Source organism: Bradyrhizobium sp. UFLA05-112, from assembly GCF_053572325.1.
Genome location: NZ_JBANBK010000032.1, coordinates 38,662 through 56,698, shown reverse-complemented (window position 1 = coordinate 56,698; position 18,037 = coordinate 38,662). Strand labels below are relative to the sequence as shown.

13 protein-coding genes and 1 pseudogene are annotated in these 18,037 nt (G+C 64.8%); 9 read left to right on the top strand and 5 right to left on the bottom strand.

Annotated features, from left to right (window positions below):
• Positions 1-1,296: a DUF6895 family protein gene (locus tag SO180_RS19945; RefSeq protein WP_449380545.1), complete on the top strand. Its 1,296-nt coding sequence runs from the start codon at positions 1-3 to the stop codon at positions 1,294-1,296.
• 224 nt (positions 1,297-1,520) lie between these two features.
• Here SO180_RS19945 and SO180_RS19940 read toward each other — a convergent pair whose 3' ends face one another.
• Positions 1,521-2,534: an alpha/beta hydrolase family protein gene (locus SO180_RS19940; protein WP_449380544.1), complete on the bottom strand. Its 1,014-nt coding sequence runs from the start codon at positions 2,532-2,534 to the stop codon at positions 1,521-1,523.
• Between the two features lie 210 nt (positions 2,535-2,744).
• Positions 2,745-3,116 carry a c-type cytochrome gene (locus tag SO180_RS19935; RefSeq protein WP_449380543.1) on the bottom strand — a complete coding sequence of 124 codons (372 nt, stop codon included), beginning with the start codon at positions 3,114-3,116 and terminating at the stop codon, positions 2,745-2,747.
• 305 nt (positions 3,117-3,421) lie between these two features.
• On the opposite strand from SO180_RS19935, the gene pgm reads away from it, so the two are divergent.
• The 4 genes from pgm (at position 3,422) to SO180_RS19915 (ending at position 8,186) form a co-directional block, all read left to right on the top strand.
• A complete protein-coding gene (gene pgm, locus SO180_RS19930; protein WP_449380542.1) occupies positions 3,422-5,068 on the top strand; it encodes a phosphoglucomutase (alpha-D-glucose-1,6-bisphosphate-dependent) in 1,647 nt (548 codons plus the stop codon).
• A 322-nt stretch (positions 5,069-5,390) separates the two neighbouring features.
• Positions 5,391-6,440 (top strand): aromatic ring-hydroxylating dioxygenase subunit alpha, encoded by a 1,050-nt coding sequence (locus SO180_RS19925; protein ID WP_449380541.1) that lies wholly within the window; start codon positions 5,391-5,393, stop codon positions 6,438-6,440.
• Between the two features lie 3 nt (positions 6,441-6,443).
• Positions 6,444-7,196, top strand: coding sequence for a GntR family transcriptional regulator (locus tag SO180_RS19920; RefSeq protein WP_449380540.1), 753 nt, complete (start codon positions 6,444-6,446; stop codon positions 7,194-7,196).
• Positions 7,197-7,205: 9 nt separating this feature from the next.
• Positions 7,206-8,186 carry a PDR/VanB family oxidoreductase gene (locus SO180_RS19915; protein WP_449380539.1) on the top strand — a complete coding sequence of 327 codons (981 nt, stop codon included), beginning with the start codon at positions 7,206-7,208 and terminating at the stop codon, positions 8,184-8,186.
• A 1-nt stretch (position 8,187) separates the two neighbouring features.
• Here the strand turns inward: SO180_RS19915 and SO180_RS19910 are convergent, their stop codons facing one another.
• Together SO180_RS19910 and SO180_RS19905 are read right to left on the bottom strand one after the other, a co-directional pair.
• Positions 8,188-9,270, bottom strand: a complete 1,083-nt coding sequence (locus SO180_RS19910; RefSeq protein ID WP_449380538.1) for a winged helix-turn-helix domain-containing protein — start codon at positions 9,268-9,270, stop codon at positions 8,188-8,190.
• Positions 9,271-9,444: 174 nt separating this feature from the next.
• Positions 9,445-11,406: pseudogene (locus tag SO180_RS19905) on the bottom strand (putative bifunctional diguanylate cyclase/phosphodiesterase).
• Positions 11,407-11,834: 428 nt separating this feature from the next.
• On the opposite strand from SO180_RS19905, the gene SO180_RS19900 reads away from it, so the two are divergent.
• Both SO180_RS19900 and hemC read left to right on the top strand, forming a co-directional pair.
• A complete protein-coding gene (locus tag SO180_RS19900; RefSeq protein WP_449380537.1) occupies positions 11,835-13,463 on the top strand; it encodes a GMC family oxidoreductase in 1,629 nt (542 codons plus the stop codon).
• 27 nt (positions 13,464-13,490) lie between these two features.
• On the top strand, positions 13,491-14,471 hold the full coding sequence (gene hemC, locus SO180_RS19895) for a hydroxymethylbilane synthase (RefSeq protein ID WP_449380536.1): 981 nt from the start codon (positions 13,491-13,493) through the stop codon (positions 14,469-14,471).
• Between the two features lie 114 nt (positions 14,472-14,585).
• Here hemC and hemE read toward each other — a convergent pair whose 3' ends face one another.
• Positions 14,586-15,620 carry a uroporphyrinogen decarboxylase gene (gene hemE / locus SO180_RS19890; RefSeq protein WP_449380566.1) on the bottom strand — a complete coding sequence of 345 codons (1,035 nt, stop codon included), beginning with the start codon at positions 15,618-15,620 and terminating at the stop codon, positions 14,586-14,588.
• Between the two features lie 114 nt (positions 15,621-15,734).
• On the opposite strand from hemE, the gene SO180_RS19885 reads away from it, so the two are divergent.
• Positions 15,735-15,956, top strand: coding sequence for a hypothetical protein (locus SO180_RS19885; RefSeq protein ID WP_449380535.1), 222 nt, complete (start codon positions 15,735-15,737; stop codon positions 15,954-15,956).
• A gap of 174 nt (positions 15,957-16,130) precedes the next feature.
• Positions 16,131-18,032, top strand: coding sequence for a diguanylate cyclase (locus tag SO180_RS19880; RefSeq protein WP_449380534.1), 1,902 nt, complete (start codon positions 16,131-16,133; stop codon positions 18,030-18,032).
• Positions 18,033-18,037: the final 5 nt, after the last annotated feature.

The following is an 18,037-nucleotide window of genomic DNA, read 5'->3' as shown; positions in this document are numbered from 1 at the left end:
ATGCAGCACCCACAGGAAGGCAAGGTCGTGCTGGATCACAAACGCGACGTCGACCTTACGCAGGATCTGGAATTTCGCCAGGACCTCCGGCGACGTTTGCGGCTGGCGATCCGAATTGCCGCGCGCACCGTCCAGTTCCTCGGCGAGGAAGGCTTTGACGGCTCGGATCTGCCGGAGGGCAACTTCGCCGCAGAGAAGCCGCTCGCGGAAACGGCCATGCTGCTCCACGTCGCCGGCCGGCACGCCTCGCATCCCGGCATTCACCACGCGATCGACGCGTTGCTTGGCGAACTCTTGCCCTACGCCCGGTCGCAGCAGATGCACTGGGACGTCGCGCGCTATCCGTCGGTCTGCCTTCAGCTCGCGACCCCGCATATCATCCTGAGCACGTTCGGTCATCCCGACGACGCCTTCGACGCGCTGCTCGCGCAAAGCTGGTCGGCGTCCGCGCGCCCCGGCCATGAGGTGGTGCCCTATCGCGAGCTCGAGATCGGCTGGCTGTTGTCGCTTTGGCTCGACGATCCGCCCGGGCCCGACTTCGCGCAAATCGCGCGCAAGACCGCGCTCGGCAACCCGATCGATCTGCTCAACGGCACGCGCGAGGATGCCTACGCGCACACCCACGCGGTGATGTATTTCACCGATTTCGGCAATTGGCGGCCAAGGCTGCCGCGGCCGCGCGAAGAATTCCTCGATGAATCGGCGACCGTGCTCGCCCGCGCGCTGGTAATCGAGGACTATGATCTTGCGGCCGAAGCGCTGATGGCCTGGCCGCTGCTCGCCTCCGCCTGGAGCCCTGCCGCCGCGTTCGGCTTCCGTGTCGTGGCTTCGCTCGAGGACAAGGTCGGCTTCCTGCCGGCGGGTCGGTCGGCGGCGAGCCAGCTTTTGCGCCTGAGCGGTTACGACAAGACGAAATGCGCGCTCGCGACGTCCTATCACACGGCCTACGTCATGGGCATGCTCTGCGCGGTTGCGCTCAAGGTGGGCGTGGCCTCGCCGTTCGCGATCGCTGGCCCGTGCTATCCGGACACGCTCGCGGCAGACCTCCACGCGCGCATTCCGAAGACAGGCGCGCATTGGGAAGAGGTGTTCGAGCGCCTCGAGGCGAACGAGCAGGCCGCGCTCGCTCCCTTCCTGCTCGACGTCGCGCTGATGCAGGCGAGCCGCCGGAGCGATGCCGCCGAGATGGCCGATCTGCTTCGTCTCGCCGTCACCCACGGCATGGCCAACACGACGCTATGCGCCCAGGTCGCCGAATTCTTAGGCCGGCTCGGTGCGCTCGTCGGCGGACGCTAGAGCGAGATGGGTTTTAGTTGAATTGATATGGCCACGGGCTTGCTCAACCTCTCCCGCTTGCGGGAGAGGTCGGCGCGAAGCGCCGGGTGAGGGCTCTCACCGCTTGGGGATTGCCCACTGCGGAGACACCCTCTCCCCGGCCCTCCCCCGCAGGCGGGGGAGGGAGCGCACCTTCCTCGAGGACAACAATCAAGCCTAATCTCATCGCGCTTTAGATTAGAGCGTCAACGCGCGGATGCCGCCCGGCCGCCCGCGAGCCGGTCGTCGACGGCATAAAGGCTGCAATCGGCTGCCCATTTGCCGCAGGCCGCGAGCGCATCGCGCTGCGCGTCGTCGGTCGTGGCGCGGCCGGAACGCCAGCCGAAGGCGCCTCTGGGTGCGACCGCGAACGCCTTGTGTGGATTGATGCTGGCGAGATAGCGCGCAAACTCGTCCTTGCCCGAGCCCGAGAGCTGTCCGGGCGCCGGCAGCGGATCCGGCGGACTCAACGTCTCGCTGCTGCCCAGCCCGCGCTCGCGCAAGAAGGCATCGACCAGCGGTGTCCAAAGTGGGCGCGTCACGGTGGAATAGAGATAGTGGCCGTCATCGCCATAGGCGGGCGCATCGATGAACTTCGCGTTGCCGCCAGCGCTGCGGAACGCATCGTAGAAGCGATGCGCCAGCACTGGCGCGAAGAACAGATCGTTTGCGGCATAGACCCACAGCATTGGCAGGCGCGAGGTCTTGCCGAAGGTCGCGAAGGCCTGCACGAGGTCATCCGCATTGCAGACGAAATTGTCGCTGGAGGAGCCGCGGCCGCCGGCAAAGCTGACCGCGGCGACGAGCCCTGGTGGGGCCTGCGCAGTCAGCGCCACGGTGGCAAGCCCACCCGCGGAATGACCGACGGCGATCATGCCGGTCGTCGTGACGTCGCTCCGCCGCGCCATCGCATCGATCGCAGCGCGCAGGTCCGCAACCGCAATGGCGGTGGCCGGCAGATAGGCGGCACGAGCGCAGGGGCCCAGGCTGTCGACCCGGTCGCCCGGCGAGGTGCCATAGCCGCGCCGCAGCACGATCAGCGCGGCAAATCCGCGCCGGGCAAACTCCAGCGCGATGGCGTAATATTTGTGCGCCGACATGGTCGCGCGGTCGTCGAAGTCTCGCGGTGTGCCATGGCTCAGCAGCGCGAGCGGATAGCGCTTGGGCGCTGCGGGCCGCACCAGGAAGGCCTCGAGCCCCTGCGGCCCGGCCGCCGCCATCGGATGCGGAGATCCTCGGCGTAGAACTCGGCAGCATTCGCGTGAGCGGCTAGGCCCGCGATGACGAGCAGGCAGAGCACGGGCAAAAGCCGGCGCGCGAAGTCCATAGGCGGGATGATTCTCCGTGACCGCGCGTGACCATAGCAGAGCCGCACGATCCGGCGAACGGACGTTCACCGGTTTTGCCAGCGGCCGGCCAGCTTCAATCGCTTACTTCAGCGTCTGAAGGTAGGCGATGACGTTGCTGCGCTCTGTGGGGTCCGGCAGCCCCTTGAAGAACATCTTGACGCCATGGACGTCGCCTCTGGGATCGGCGAGATAGGTGTCCAGGGCGTCCGGTGTCCAGACCTCCTTGTTGGCCTTCATCGCCTCCGAATAGGCGAAGTCGGGGACGGCGGCTGGCTTGCGGCCGACGACATTCCAGAGGCTCGGGCCAACCTTGTTCACCCCGATCACACTCGCGTGGCAGTTTGCACAGGTTCGCTCGAAAACGGTCTTGCCGGCGGCCGGATCGCCCTCCGCGGCGAGAGCTGACGAGGCGAGGCTTGCCAGCATCAGCGCAAAAATCTGACGTCCAATCATCTCGAGTCTGCTCCCCTTGGGACCTGCCGGTGAAAGTGCTGCAACTCCCGGCACTTCAGTGATCAAACGGGAAGCAACCTGCCGGTGCGGCGCGGCAACGTCTTTGTCCTGCATCAACCGACATCCGGCACCAAAGTACGAGATCGCCCATGGACGATTGCCGATGGATCGTCCCGTGGTGGATGGGCGTTGTCGGCTGATCGTAGGCTGGCGCGTGGCTTTTGCCGGTCCGGTAATCGGCTTGGCGACGGCCGGACCGATGGTATGGTGTTCGAGGCAGTCGTTTGAAGGTGCGAGGAGTTGCAGTGGCAAAAGTCGATCCCGCGGCGGGTAAGCCGGTTGCGCCGAGCGCGCTTGCCAATGTTCCAAGGCTTGTCACGGCCTATTTCGCCAACAAGCCGGATCCGGCCGATCCGGCTCAACGGGTGGCATTCGGAACGTCAGGCCATCGTGGCACCTCGCTGAAGAATTCGTTCAACGAGGGCCATATTCTCGCCACGACGCAGGCGATCTGCGACTACCGGCGCGAGAAGGGGCTGACCGGTCCCTTGTTCATCGGCATCGACACCCACGCGCTCGCCGAGCCCGCGCTCGTCAGTGCGATCGAGGTGTTCGCCGCCAACGGCGTCGACGTCATGGTTGACCAGGCCGGCGGCTATACGCCGACGCCGGTGATCTCGCATGCGATCCTGTCCCATAATAGGGGCCGGACGAGTGGCCTCGCCGACGGCGTCGTCATCACGCCGTCGCATAATCCCCCTGAGGACGGCGGCTACAAATACAATCCGCCGCATGGCGGTCCCGCCGACACCGACGTCACTGGCGTCGTCGAGAAGCGCGCCAACGCCTTGCTCGCCGATGGGCTGAAGGGCGTCGCGCGGATGGATTACGCGAAGGCGCGCAAGTCGTCCTCTGTCCACGCTTTCGATTTCGTCACGCCTTACGTTGCCGATCTCGGCAATGTCGTCGATCTCGCGCTGGTCAAATCGGCCGGCGTCAACATCGGCATTGATCCGCTCGGCGGCGCTGCCGTGCATTACTGGCAACCGATCATCGAGCGCTACGGCCTGAAGGCGACGGTGGTGAACGAGGCGATCGATCCGACCTTCCGGTTCATGACGGTGGATTGGGACGGCAAGATCCGCATGGACTGCTCTTCGCCCTACGCCATGGCGAGCCTGATCCACATGAAAGATCGCTTTGACGTCGCCTTTGCCAACGACACCGATGCGGATCGCCATGGCATCGTGACGCCGACCGGCGGACTGATGAATCCCAACCATTATCTTGCGACCGCGATCGCCTACCTCTTCGCGCACCGGCCGCACTGGGGCAGGGATGCCGCGATTGGCAAAACCGTGGTCTCGAGCTCGGTGATCGATCGCGTCGCCAAGAAGCTCGGCCGCAAGCTGGTCGAGACCCCGGTCGGCTTCAAATGGTTCGTCGATGGCCTCGTCACCGGCTCGTTCGGATTCGGCGGCGAGGAGAGTGCAGGGGCCTCGTTCCTCAAGCGCGACGGCACGGTGTGGACCACCGACAAGGACGGCATCATCCTCGGCCTGCTTGCGGCCGAAATCCTGGCGAAGACCGGCCGCGACCCGAGCCAGCTCTTTGCCGATCTCACCGCCGAGCTCGGCGTGCCCCATTATGAGCGCATCGACGTCGCCGCCACCTCGGCCCAGAAGGGCGTGCTGAAGTCGGTGACGCCCGAGCAGCTCGGCCTGAAAGACCTCGCCGGCGACCCCGTCCGGGCCACGCTGAGTAAGGCGCCCGGCAACGGCCAGCCCTTCGGCGGCATCAAGGTCGAGACCGACTACGGCTGGTTCGCCGCGCGGCCCTCCGGCACCGAGGATGTATACAAGATCTACGCCGAGAGCTTCCGCAGCGCCGATCACCTCCACCGCATCCAGCAGGAAGCCCAGGCCGGCCTGAAGAAAGTCTTCGGGGCGTAATTCTTCTGAGAGGGCGAGCCTCTCGACCTCCATGGCGACGGCCTGCTCCCTCTCCGCTTGCGGGAGAGGGCTGGGGTGAGGGTGTCTCCGCATCAGGATTGTCTGAGGTTTGCGGAGAAAATCCGGGGGTGGAGAGAGCCCTCACCCGGCGCTTCGCGCCGACCTCTCCCGCAAGCGGGAGAGGTTAACACACCGCCCCGGCGACCAGACCTCGCAACCCTGTATACAAAAATTGGTTTGAAGGTATCAAATAACCTCCAATGTCATGGACCCATCTGTTATTGTATACATAACGTATTCATAAGCCCGTGGGAGAGAGACCGTGACAAAACCATTCCCGATGAATGCCTGGTACGCAGCCGCCTGGGACGCCGAGGTGAAGCAGGCGCTATTGCCGCGGACGATCTGCGGCAAGCACGTCGTGATGTATCGGAAGGCCGACGGCGCCGTGACGGCGCTGGAAGATGCCTGCTGGCACCGCCTGGTGCCGCTCTCGAAGGGGCGGCTGGAAGGCGACACCGTCGTCTGCGGCTATCACGGCCTCAAATACAACGCACAAGGCCGCTGCACCTTCATGCCCTCGCAGGAGACCATCAATCCGTCGGCCTGCGTCCGTGCCTATCCCGCCGTCGAGCGCCATCGCTTCATCTGGCTGTGGATGGGCGATCCCGCGTTGGCTGACCCTGCGCTGGTGCCGGACTTGCACTGGAACGACGATCCGGCATGGGCCGGCGACGGCAAGACCATCTACGCGAAATGCGACTACCGCCTCGTAGTCGACAACCTCATGGACCTCACGCACGAGACCTTCGTGCACGGCTCCTCGATCGGCAATGACGCGGTGGCCGAAGCGCCGTTCGATGTCACCCATGGCGAGAAGACGGTCACGGTGACGCGCTGGATGCGGAACATCGAGTCGCCGCCGTTCTGGGCCAAGCAGCTCGGCAAGTCCGGCCCGGTCGACCGCTGGCAGATCATCCGCTTCGAGGCGCCGTGCACGGTCGCCATCGACGTCGGCGTGGCGCCGGCCGGGACTGGCGCGCCGGAGGGCGATCGCTCGCAGGGCGTCAACGGCTTCGTGCTCAACACCATCACGCCCGAGACCGAGAAGACCTGCCACTACTTCTGGGCCTTCGCGCGCAACTATCGTCTGGGTGATCAGCGGATCACGACCGAAATCCGCGATGGCGTCTCCGGAATCTTCCGCGAGGATGAGCTGATCCTCGAAGCGCAGCAGCGCGCAATGGACGAGAACCCCGATCGCGTCTTCTACAACCTCAACATCGACGCCGGCGCGATGTGGTCGCGGCGGCTGATCGACAAGATGGTCGCGAAGGAAAACGGCCCGCAACATCTTCAGGCCGCGGAGTAGGTCATGGCCGAGCGCGAGGTCGATCGCTCCGTCTCGCAGACTGTGAAGGCCCAGCTCGCGCTGCGCGACCAGATCCTGTCGGGCAGTTTGCGTCCCGGCGAGCGCATCTCCGAGCTCCAGGCGGTCGAGACCACCGGCGCCTCGCGCACGCCGGTGCGCATGGCGCTGGTCCGGCTGGAGGAGGAAGGGTTGCTGGAGGCGATCCCTTCCGGCGGCTTCATGGTGAAGGCCTTTTCCGAGCGCGACATCCTCGATTCCATCGAGCTGCGGGGCACGCTGGAAGGGCTCGCCGCGCGCTTTGCCGCCGAGCGCGGTGTTTCGGCGCGCGAGCTCGAGCCGCTCAGGGAGTGCCACGCCGCGATCGACCGGTTGCTGAGCCAGGTGCCGATATCGGTCGATGCGTTCTCGTCCTATGTCACTCTGAACGCACGCTTCCACGCGCTTCTCACCGAGCTGTCGCGCAGTCCGCCCTTGATCCGGCAGATCGACCGCGCCTCGGCGCTGCCGTTCGCTTCGCCCAGCGGCTTCGTGATGGCGCAATCGGCGCTGCCTGAGGCGCAGCAGATTTTGATCATCGGGCAGGAGCATCATCGCGTCGCGATCGACGCCATCGAGAACCGGGAAGGGGCCCGCGCCGAAGCCATCATGCGCGAGCATGCGCGACTCGCCGTGCGAAACCTGCGGCTTGCCCTGCGCAACCGGACGCATCTGGACCTGCTGCCAGCGCTCGCGCTGATCAAGTCCGCAACCGAATAGGGGAGTGCCATGCGATTCATCGAAACCTGGACTCCGGCGACGCTGGTCGAGACGCGCGATCTTGCGCCCAGCATCCGCGAGTTCTTGATCAGGCCGGATCAATTCGACGGCGCCGCCTATCCGGTCGGCAGCCACATCAACGTCGCCGTGACCATCAACGGCCAGCCGGAGACGCGGTCCTATTCGCTGGTCGGCGAGGCCGATCCCCGTGGCTTCAGAATCGCTGTGCGCCGTGCCGAGGATTCCCGTGGCGGCTCGCGCTACATGTGGTCGCTCCAGCCGGGCGCGCGGCTCGATATCACCCGGCCATCATCGCTGCTGTCGGTCGACTGGAGCCGCAAGCATTATTGCCTGGTCGCCGGCGGCATCGGCATCACGCCGATCGTCGGGGCGGCGCAGGCGCTGGTCCGGCGCGATGCAAACGTGACGCTGCATTATGCGGTGCGCTCGCGTCACGACGCCGCCTATCTCGACCACCTCGCCGCGCTGCTCGGCGACCGTTTGGTCGTCCAGGCCAGCGACGAGGGAGCGCGGCTCGATCTCGACGCGCTGTTCGCCTCGCTGCCGCCGGATGCGCTGGCCCTGTTCTGCGGCCCGATGCGCATGCTGGACGCCGCGCGCCACGCCTGGCTGGGTGCAGGGCGCCCGCTCTCCGATCTGCGTTACGAGACCTTCGGCTCCAGCGGCACGTTGCCAACGGAGGCCTTCCGCGTTCGCCTGAAAGGCTCGGATGTCGAGCTCGAAATCCCGCGCGAACGCTCCATTCTGGACGTGCTCAACGCCGCTGGCCACGAGGTGATGTACGACTGCAAGCGCGGCGAATGCGGTCTCTGCGCCATCGACATCGTAGACGTCGATGGCGAGATCGACCATCGCGACGTCTTCTTCAGCGACCATCAGAAGCAGGAGAACCAGAAGATCTGCGCCTGCGTCTCGCGGGCACGGGGCACCATCACGGTGGACACGCTGCAACGGGCGGATGCGATCTAGATCAGCTTACGTAAGCTTGAAAGTTCGCGCCGATATTCAACGAGCGGCTGCACTGTTCGATGGCTTCTTCATATTGACGGAGGTGCAGGTGCGCAATGCAGAGAAGCCGTGCCGTGATGTTGTCCTGCAAGACGGCCAGGTTCGTTCGGTCGCCGTCGAACCGATCTGACCAGATGTCGCGGGCGGTCTGAAGGTCGGTTAGCGTGACGTTGATCCGCACCTGGTCCCCGTTGCGTCTCACCGCGCCGTGTACGGCCCAGCGGATGCCGAGATCCGTCCCGAGCTGCTTCAGATCGATTGACTTGCTCTTGTAGGTAAAGGCAGTCTCGCGTCCAATAACGAAAGTGGCGGGCGTTCGCGCGAGATCGGTCGTCAAATCTGTCGTGATGGCGTCGGCAAGGTGGTCCTGCTCTGGATCGTTGTTGAGGTTGGCGAAGGGCAACACGACGAGCGAGAGACGAGGCGCGATCTCGGGCCTGACTGTCGGTTGTCCTTGGATTGTTTGAGCTTCCCGAACTACGTCGGTACGGATCGTCTTCCAGACATTCCAATAGCCGATAAGGCCGCCGGCAATTGCGCCGATGGTGGCAACCGACGCCAGCGCCCCGCCGACGAGCTTCAAACGACCTCTGAGGTGACCCAGCCAATGATGGGATCGCCGTTGGCCAACTCCTTTTTCAGAGGGATCTGGGACCGAAACCGTTGCGCTCCCGGCCGCACCGGCGAGCTTTACCGGTTCTGCGAGGGAGACCATTGCTGTTCCCGGGCACCGATCCTCATCGCGTACGGCGGCTATGAAACGAAAACCCTTTCGTGGAAATGTTTTGATAAGACGTTGTTGCTCGCCGGAGTCGCCGATCGCGCGTCGGACGGCGTTCAGCCGGGTCGTCAGCGCCGAGTCGGATACGATCCGACCGTTCCAGATCGCGTTTATGAGATCGTCCTTGCTGACGACGCGATCCCTGCTGCGGATCAAATACTCGAGCAGATCGAGAACCTGTGGCGTCGTAGGCACGACATCGGGCCCGCGCCGCAACTCGCGCCGGTCGGTATCTAACGCATAGTCCTCAAAGAAATAGCGCATGGCACCATTCCCCAGGCTTGCCCTCTATCTCCCGAGAGCGCGGCAGCGATTGTCCGGCGAGAGTAGGCTCTCGGAAAGATAAATGTAAGCCGAATATCAAATCCACAAATGTGATCTCTTTCACACATGCGGTTGTCTGACTACGGCGTGTGAGATTGAAAACGAGAGGTTGGCCTACGCCGCGTAGGTCGCTCGCTGTTTCTTCGGGTCGAGCAGCGCAAAGACCTGCTCGGCCGAGGCGGGGCGGCTGATGAGATAGCCCTGGACTTCGTCGCAATTGGTCTGGCGCAGATATTCGAGCTGATCGGCCGTCTCGACGCCTTCGGCGACCACGCCGATGTTCAAGTCACGCGCGAGTGCGATCACCGACTTCACGATCGCGGCGCAGTCCGGCTGCGCCAGCATGTCGCTGATGAAGGACTGATCGATCTTGATGCGGCTGAACGGCAGCTTGCGCAAATAGGTCAGCGACGAGAATCCGGTGCCGAAATCGTCGAGCGCCACCGTGACGCCGAGTTGCAGCAGCGCGTTCAAGGTCGATGCGGCCGAGCCGTATTTCGACAGCAGCATCGATTCGGTGATCTCGATCTCCAGTCGGCTAGGCGTGACGTTGGCATCGGCCAGCGCCTGGACGATGGTCTGGAGAATGCCCGTGTTGTGGAATTGCGCAGCGGAGAAATTCACCGCGACCCTGATATCGTCGGGCTACTGTGCCAGCGTTGCGCAGGCGCGCCGGATGACCCACTCGCCGATCTCGTGAATGAGGCCGGTTTCCTCGGCGATCGGAATGAACTCGCTCGGCGGCACCAGTCCGCGCACCGGATGCTTCCAGCGCAGAAGAGCCTCGAAGCCGGTGATCCGGTTCTCCCTGAGATTGAGGAACGGCTGAAAGACCAGGAACAGCTCGTCCCGTGCGACGGCGAGCTCCAGATCCGATTGCAGCGCCTTGCGGTCGCGCGCCGACTTGTCGTCGGCGGCCTCGAAGAATGAGATCGTGCCGGGGCCGGCCTTCTTGGCGCGGTAGAGCGCGGCGTCGGCATGCTTGAGCAGGTCAAGCTGCATATCGCCGTCCCGCGGCGCCAGCACGATGCCGACGCTGGTGCCGCCGATGATCTCGCGGCCCTCGATCAGGAACGGTTCGGCGAAGGCAGCGACGAATCGCTCCGCGATTTCCAAGGCGTCCTCGGCCCGGGTGAGATTGGTCATGACCAGCGCGAACTCGTCGCCGCCGATGCGCGCGACATGCTCGGCCGCCCGCGTGCAGCGTTGCAGGCGGCTGGCGACCTGGACCAGGAATTCGTCGCCGGCCGGATGGCCGAGCTTGTCGTTCACCTCCTTGAAGCGGTCGAGGTCGAGCAGCAGCACGGCGAACTCCTCCCCGGACAGGGCCAGTCGCTTCAAGGCGGCATCGAGTGTCTCGTTGAACGCGACACGGTTTGGCAGGAGCGTCAGTGGATCCTGGCGAACCGACCGTTCCGCTTCGAGCTGCCGCATCACGCGTCGCATGAAGGTAAAGGAATTGACGAACACGCCACGCAGCAGCACGGATCCGTAGACCACGACCAGGACCGCCATCAGCAGATAGGCGGGATCGCCGCCGCTGCCGAGACAGATGCCGATGCCGAGGAAGAGAGGAGTCGTGAACGCGATGGCCGCAATCGGAATGGTGGCGAAGGCGAGCGCGCCGCCGGCCAGCATTCCGGCGCACAGACAAGTGATGACGAGCTGTCCGCCGGTGGAGGCGTTGGCGAAGAACGCCATCGGCACGATGCCCCAGGCGGAGCCGAGGATGAACGCGTTGCGCACCAGGCGGTGCATGGCGCGACGGGATACGAATTGCGGCTTCGTGATCCGGCGCGCGCTGTGGGATTGCACGCCAAACAGGATCGCAGCGCCCGCGACCGTAACCGCCCAGGCTACGGCGGATTTCCAGTCCGGCGAATGCCAGAGCGCGATGGCAAGCACGGCCGCATTGCAGGCATTGGCCAGCATGATGCCGACGGAATAGCCGAGCACGAGAGCCATCTGCTCCGCGCGGATGTGGCCGGCGACGGCGTCGTCGGTTGCCGGTCCGCCGAACGCGGCGAGATCGCCGGCGAACAGCTTGGTCAGATAGGACGTCAGTTGGGACCGCATTCCAGAGCCCGCAGCATTGGCCGTTCATATTCGGCTCTGGCCCGAGAATTCGCTGCAAACCTTTGACGAACTATGAATTATCGCCCGCGTCGGTAGCGCTGCGGCACGATGTGCATACGGAACCGCCGATATCGGTAACAAATCGATATAAATGCCCGCGTCCTTCGGTTCCCGCGTGCGATATCACCGCGCCAATTGCGCGATGAAGGCGGGCCTGATCATACGGCAGCCGATCGAGCCGCTGGCGCCATTGCCGCTGGGCGCGGTGACGGAGGCCGCGGTGGCCTGCGCCGGGCGCGCCGACCTCGCCAAGGCGGGTGCGGAATATGCCCGGGCGTCGCTGATCGAGGCGCTGCGTCCGCGGCAACGAGTATGCTATGGACCTTCGATCCGAAACGCAGACAACAACAATAAGAATTCGAAAAAGCATGACCGCCCAGCAGCAATCCGCCCATTCAAACGATCCCGAATTCGACTACGTCATCGTCGGCGCCGGCTCGGCCGGCTGCGTGCTCGCCAACCGATTGTCGGCGAACGGCAAGCATTCGGTGCTGCTGCTCGAAGCCGGCCCGAAGGATTCCAACATCTGGATCCACGTGCCGCTCGGCTACGGCCGGCTGTTCAAGGAGAAGAGCGTCAACTGGATGTACCAGACCGAGCCGGAGCCCGAGCTCAATGGCCGTCAGGTGTTCCAGCCGCGCGGCAAGACGCTGGGCGGCTCGAGCTCGATCAACGGGTTGTTGTACGTCCGCGGTCAGCACGAGGATTACGACCGCTGGCGTCAACTCGGCAATGCCGGCTGGGGCTATGACGACGTGCTGCCCTATTTCAAGAAGGCCGAGAACCAGGTGCGTGGCGCCGATCGGTTTCACGGCACCGGAGGTCCGTTGCCGGTCTCCGATCTGATCCTCTCAGATCCCCTGTCGAAAGCTTTCATCAAGGCAGGGGTCGAGACAGGCCTGCCCTACAATCCAGATTTCAACGGCGCCTCGCAGGAAGGTGTCGGCCTGTTCCAGACCACCACGCGAAAAGGCCGCCGCGCGTCCACGGCTGTCGCCTATCTCGGTCCCGCGAAGAAACGTGGCAACCTCAAGATCGAAACCTCGGCACTGGGCCAGCGCATCCTGTTCGAGGGTCGGCGCGCCGTCGGAGTCGAATATCGCCAAGCTTCAGTCTTGCACCGCGCGCGGGCGCGCAAGGAAGTGCTGGTCTCGAGCGGCGCCTACAACTCGCCGCAACTGTTGCAGCTCTCCGGCGTCGGCCCGGCCGACCTGCTGCGCAAGCATGGCATCGACGTCGTGCTCGACGCGCCGGGCGTCGGCCACGATCTCCAGGATCACATGCAGGTCCGCATCGTGATGCGCTGCTCGCAGCCGATCACGCTCAACGATGCGATCAACCATCCGATCCGGCGTACGCTGACGGGCGTTCGCTACGCACTGTTCCGCCAGGGCTGGCTGACGATCGCGGCGGGCACGGCGGCCGCCTTCTTCAAGACCAGTCCACGGCTCGCGACGCCCGACATCCAGGTGCACTTCCTGCCGTTCTCGACCGACAAGATGGGCGAGAAGCTGCACGATTTTTCCGGCTTCACTGCCTCGGTGTGCCAGCTCCGCCCGGAAAGCCGCGGCAGCTTGCGGATCAAGAGTGCTGATCCGACCGTGCCGCCGGAAATCCGCATCAATTACATGTCGACCGAGACCGACCGCACCACGAATGTCGAGGGCCTGAAGATCCTGCGCAAGATATTGCACGCGCCGGCGCTAAAGCCCTTTGTGGTGGAGGAGGTCGATCCCGGGCCCAAGGTCGCGACCGATGCGGAGCTGCTGGAGTTCTGCCGCCAGCGCGGCAGCACCATCTATCATCCGACCTCGACCTGCCGTATGGGCAATGATGCGCTCGCCGTGGTCGATCAGCGGCTCAAGGTGAGGGGCATCGAGGGCTTGCGCGTGGTCGACGGATCGATCATGCCTGATCTCGTGTCGGGCAACACCAACGCGCCGATCATCATGATCGCCGAAAAGGCCTCCGACATGATATTGGAGGATGCGCGGTAATTCGCGCTTCTAGAGGGAGCACTGGGCTTGGCTATTCGATTGCGGATCGGCACGCGCAAGAGCGCGATGGCGCTGGCACAGACGGAAGAGATCGCGCGCCGCCTGACCGCCGCCGTGCCCGAGATCGACGTCGAGATCGTCAAGTTCGACACCACGGGCGATCTCGACCAGACCAGCAAGCTGTTGCCCCATGGCGGCAAGGGCGGCGCCTTCGTCGCACAGATCCGCGCGGCGGTGCTGTCAGGCGAGTTGCAGGCGGCGATGCATTCGCTCAAGGACATGCCGGGCAACGAGGACACCCCTGGCCTCGTGATCGGCGCCACGCTGTCGCGCGATCCGCCCAGCGATGCGCTGGTGCTGCGCGACGGTGTTTCGCTCGATGCGTTCAGGCAGTCGCGCGGCAAGGGTTTCAAGATCGGCACCAATGCGGTGCGGCGCGCGGCCTATGCGCGGCGGCTGTTCCCGCAGGCCGAGGTGATCCACTTCCGCGGCGCCGCCGACACCCGCGTGCGCAAGCTCGCTAACCGTGAGTTGCAGCGGCTGCCCGATGGCGGCGCAGTCGGTCCTGCCGATGCGCTGATCATGGCGCGCTCGGGGCTTGACCGCGTCGGCCTTGCGAGCCGGATTGCCTACGAATTCTCGGCAACGGAGATGTTGCCTGCGGCGGGGCAGGGCATCGTCGCCGTGGAATGTGCCGCGCAGGACTGGCAGACGCGCCGTATCCTCGCGTCGATCGACGATCCCGCCGCGCATGCCTGCGCTGATGCCGAACGCGAGGTGCTGTGGGTGCTTAACGGCCACTGCAATTCGCCGGTGGCGGGGTTCTCGACGATCGATGGCGACCAGATGTCGCTGACCGCATCGGTGCTCGATCTCTCCGGCAACACCATCATCGAAGCTTCGCGCGCAGGCCCCGCGAACCGCCCGCGCGAGCTTGGCCGCGCGGTCGGGCTCGATCTCTTGGCCAAGGGCGCGGCTGAGATCATCGAGCGCAGCAGGCCGCGGTAAGCCTCCGCGCTCCTGATTTGCCCGACGCGTCAAATGCCTTGGGCGCAGCCGGGGACGCCCGGCGGGGTGCCGTTCTACTTTGCATGGGGTTGTTTTCGAGTTTTTTGTGACGCGTCAGCCGCGCACGCGCTTCAGCATCTGCTCGACATGGGCGATCGGCGTCTCCGGCTGGATGCCGTGGCCGAGATTGAAGATCAGCCGCCCCTTGGCGAAATTCGCCAGCACCTCGTCGATGGCGCGGTTCAGGGCATCGCCGCCGGTGATCAGCACCAGCGGATCGAGATTGCCCTGGACGGCGACACGTGACTGCACGCGCTCGCGGATGAAGGTCGGCTCCGCCGTCCAGTCGATGCTGACCGCATTGACGCCGGTCGCCTCCACATAACCGGGCAGCAGCGCACCGGCGCCGCGGGGAAAGCCGATGATCTTCGCATCCGGCACCTTGGCCCGAACGCCATCGACGATGCGCCGCGTCGGCTCGACCGACCAGCGCGCGAACTCTGCCGGCGGCAAGACGCCCGCCCAGGTGTCGAAAATCTGCAGCACATCTGCGCCGGCGGCGAGCTGCCCAAGCAGATAGTCGACGGAGTTGTCGACCAGCCTGTCGATGATTTTTCCGAACGCCTCCGGATGCCGGTAAGCCATCATCCGCGCCGGCGCCTGGTCCGGCGTGCCCTGGCCCGCAACCATGTAGGTCGCGACCGTCCAGGGCGCGCCGCAGAAGCCGATCAGCGCGGTCTTCGGATCGAGGGCGCGCCGCACGATCCGCAGCGCCTCGAACACCGGCTCGAGCTTGCCGAAATCGGCGCGCGGCGACAGCGTGCGGACCTTGTCGGGATCATCCAGCGGTTCCAGCCGCGGCCCCTCGCCGACCTCGAAGCGCACGGAACGGCCGAGCGCATAGGGGATCACCAGAATGTCGGAGAAGATGATCGCCGCATCGAAGCCGAAGCGGCGGATCGGCTGCATCGTCACCTCGGCGGCGAGTTCCGGCGTAAAGCAGAGATCGAGGAAGCCACCAGCCTTGGCGCGTACTTCGCGATATTCGGGCAGATAGCGACCGGCCTGCCGCATCATCCAGGCCGGCGGAATGGTCTGCCGCTGGCCTGAGAGCACGTCGATAAAAGGCTTTGCGGAGGAGCGTGGCACGAATGATCCCCGGGACATGTTGCGGTTCCTGATACACCGCCGCTCCCGCCGGGCCAAGCGGAACAGCGGAACTACGCGGCAGGCGGCGACGTTGACCGGCCAATGGAGGAGATCATGGCTGAGAAATTCAACCCTGCGCCCCACGACAAGCACGCCGACGATCTGCGCGAGGCGCTCGCCGCCGATCGCGAGACCCATGCCAGGCTCGATGCCGGCTTGGTCGACACCTTCCCGGCCTCTGATCCCGTGAGCGCCGCCCAGCCGACGCCATCGAAGGCCAATGCGGAGGCGGACAGTCCCTCGCTATGGGACAAGGTTAAGGCGATCTTCAGCTGAGGCCCCGCGAGGGCAGATTCCCCTTCGACGCGCTAACCTGCCGTTAGCGATCAGACGATCGCGAGCACCGTAGGACTACGTAAATCGGCGCAGTTTGAGGCGAATTGCGCCGTGCTTTTCAGGTTTCGATAACAGAAGCAGCGGATTTTCCGGGCATCGGAGAATCCTGTTCGCATGAACGTCATGAGCTATAGAGCCGGCTTGAGCCGCCTGCCGTTGCGGGCGGCGGCATTCGTCGTGCTCACCTGCACGGCCATCCTCGGCATCAGCGGCTGGCGTGAATGGAGCTCGCGCGAGGCCTTGCTGCGCGGCACCGAGACGGAAATGGCGAACCTCGCGCGATCGCTGACCCAGCACGCCGAGGACAGCCTCGACCTGCTCGATTCCGGCGTCGTTGGCGTCGTCAGCCGATTGGAGATGGACGGGACCGATGCAGCCACGATCGCGAAACTGCGCAACCTCCTCGAAATCCGCAAGAAGGCGATCGAGCGCATTCACAGCCTCGCTATCATCGACGACAAGGGCAATTGGCTGACGTCCGCCGGCGCCGTCACTTCCACGCTCAGCGACGACGAGTTCTTCAGGCATCACCAGTTCTCGCCGAAGCGGGAGCCCTATGTCGGCCGGCCGATCAAGAGCCTGGTCGACGGTGAGTGGGTGATCACCCTGTCGCGCCGCTTCAACAAGCTCGACGGCAGCTTTGGCGGCGTCGTGCTCGCGACCATCAGTGCGAACTATTTGTCGCATTTCTACCAGCAGTTCCTGATCGGTCGAAACAGCTCCATCACGCTGGTGCATGGCGATGGTATCATCATCGCGCGCGATCCCAGCAATGACAAGTTCGTCGGACGCAGCGTGGCCGATGGGGTGCTGTTTCGCGAATCGAAGCTGCAGCCGAGCGGAGCCTATCAGTTCAAGTCGATGCTGGACGGCGTGGATCGCGTCAGCTTCTATAAGCGCAGCGGGCGCTTTCCGCTTCTCCTGATCGCGACCGTCGATCGCCAGGAATTGCTGGCGCCCTGGCGGGCGGCGGCCATCTCGCGGATGCTGTACGTGCTCGCGCTGGTGATGCTGATTGCGATCATCGGTGCGGTGCTTGTCCGGCAGTTGCAGCGCGGCCAGCGCATGGCGGCGGCGCTTGCGGCCAGTGAATCCAACTTCCGCCTGATCGCAGAGGGATCGAGCGATATGGTGACGCGGATCGGCATCGACGATCGCATCCGATACGCCTCGCCGTCATCCCGGCGCGTGGTCGGCTGGCGACCGAACCAGCTGGTTGGGCATTCGGCACTTGCCGGAATCAACCCGGCCGATCTGCCGGCCGCTCAGGCGATCATTGATCGGCTCAAGCAGGGCGAGATCGACGAGGCTCGCACAGTTTATCGCACCCGTCACAGCGAGAAGGGCGATATCTGGATCGAATCGACCCTGCGCGCCACGCGCAGAGCCGACGGCAGCATTGACGGTGCGGTAGCTATCTCCCGCGACGTCACGGAGCAGAAGGAGTTGGAAGAGCGCTTGGAGGCACTCGCGATCGAGGACAGCCTCACCGGGCTCGCCAACCGCCGCTGCTTCGACGAGCGGCTGAAGGAAGAATGGGCGAGGGCCTATCGCGATCGCTCGAGCCTTGGCCTGTTGATGATCGATGTCGATCACTTCAAGGCCTACAACGATCAGTACGGCCATCCCGCGGGCGATGCGTGCCTGCGCACCGTCGCGAAAATCATCGCAGCGGAGACCCAGCGCGTCAGCGACCTCGCTGCGCGCTACGGCGGCGAAGAATTTGCCGTGCTGCTGCCGAACATCGATGCGGCCGGCTGCGCCAGGCTCGGCGAGCGGATCCGCCAGGCGATCCGTGCCGCGGGGCTCGTACATGGCTCCAATGAATCCGCTGGCTGCGTCACTGCCTCGATCGGCGGCGCCGCCTGCCGCCCGTGGCTGGAGCGAACCGGTGGGCCGGGAACGCTCGTCGAGGCCGCCGATCGCGCGCTCTATGGCGCCAAGCAGGACGGGCGCGACCGGCTGGTGATGTCGGTCGAGGTCTTCAACCTGCTGCCGATGGCTTCAGGGCAGTAGAGCAT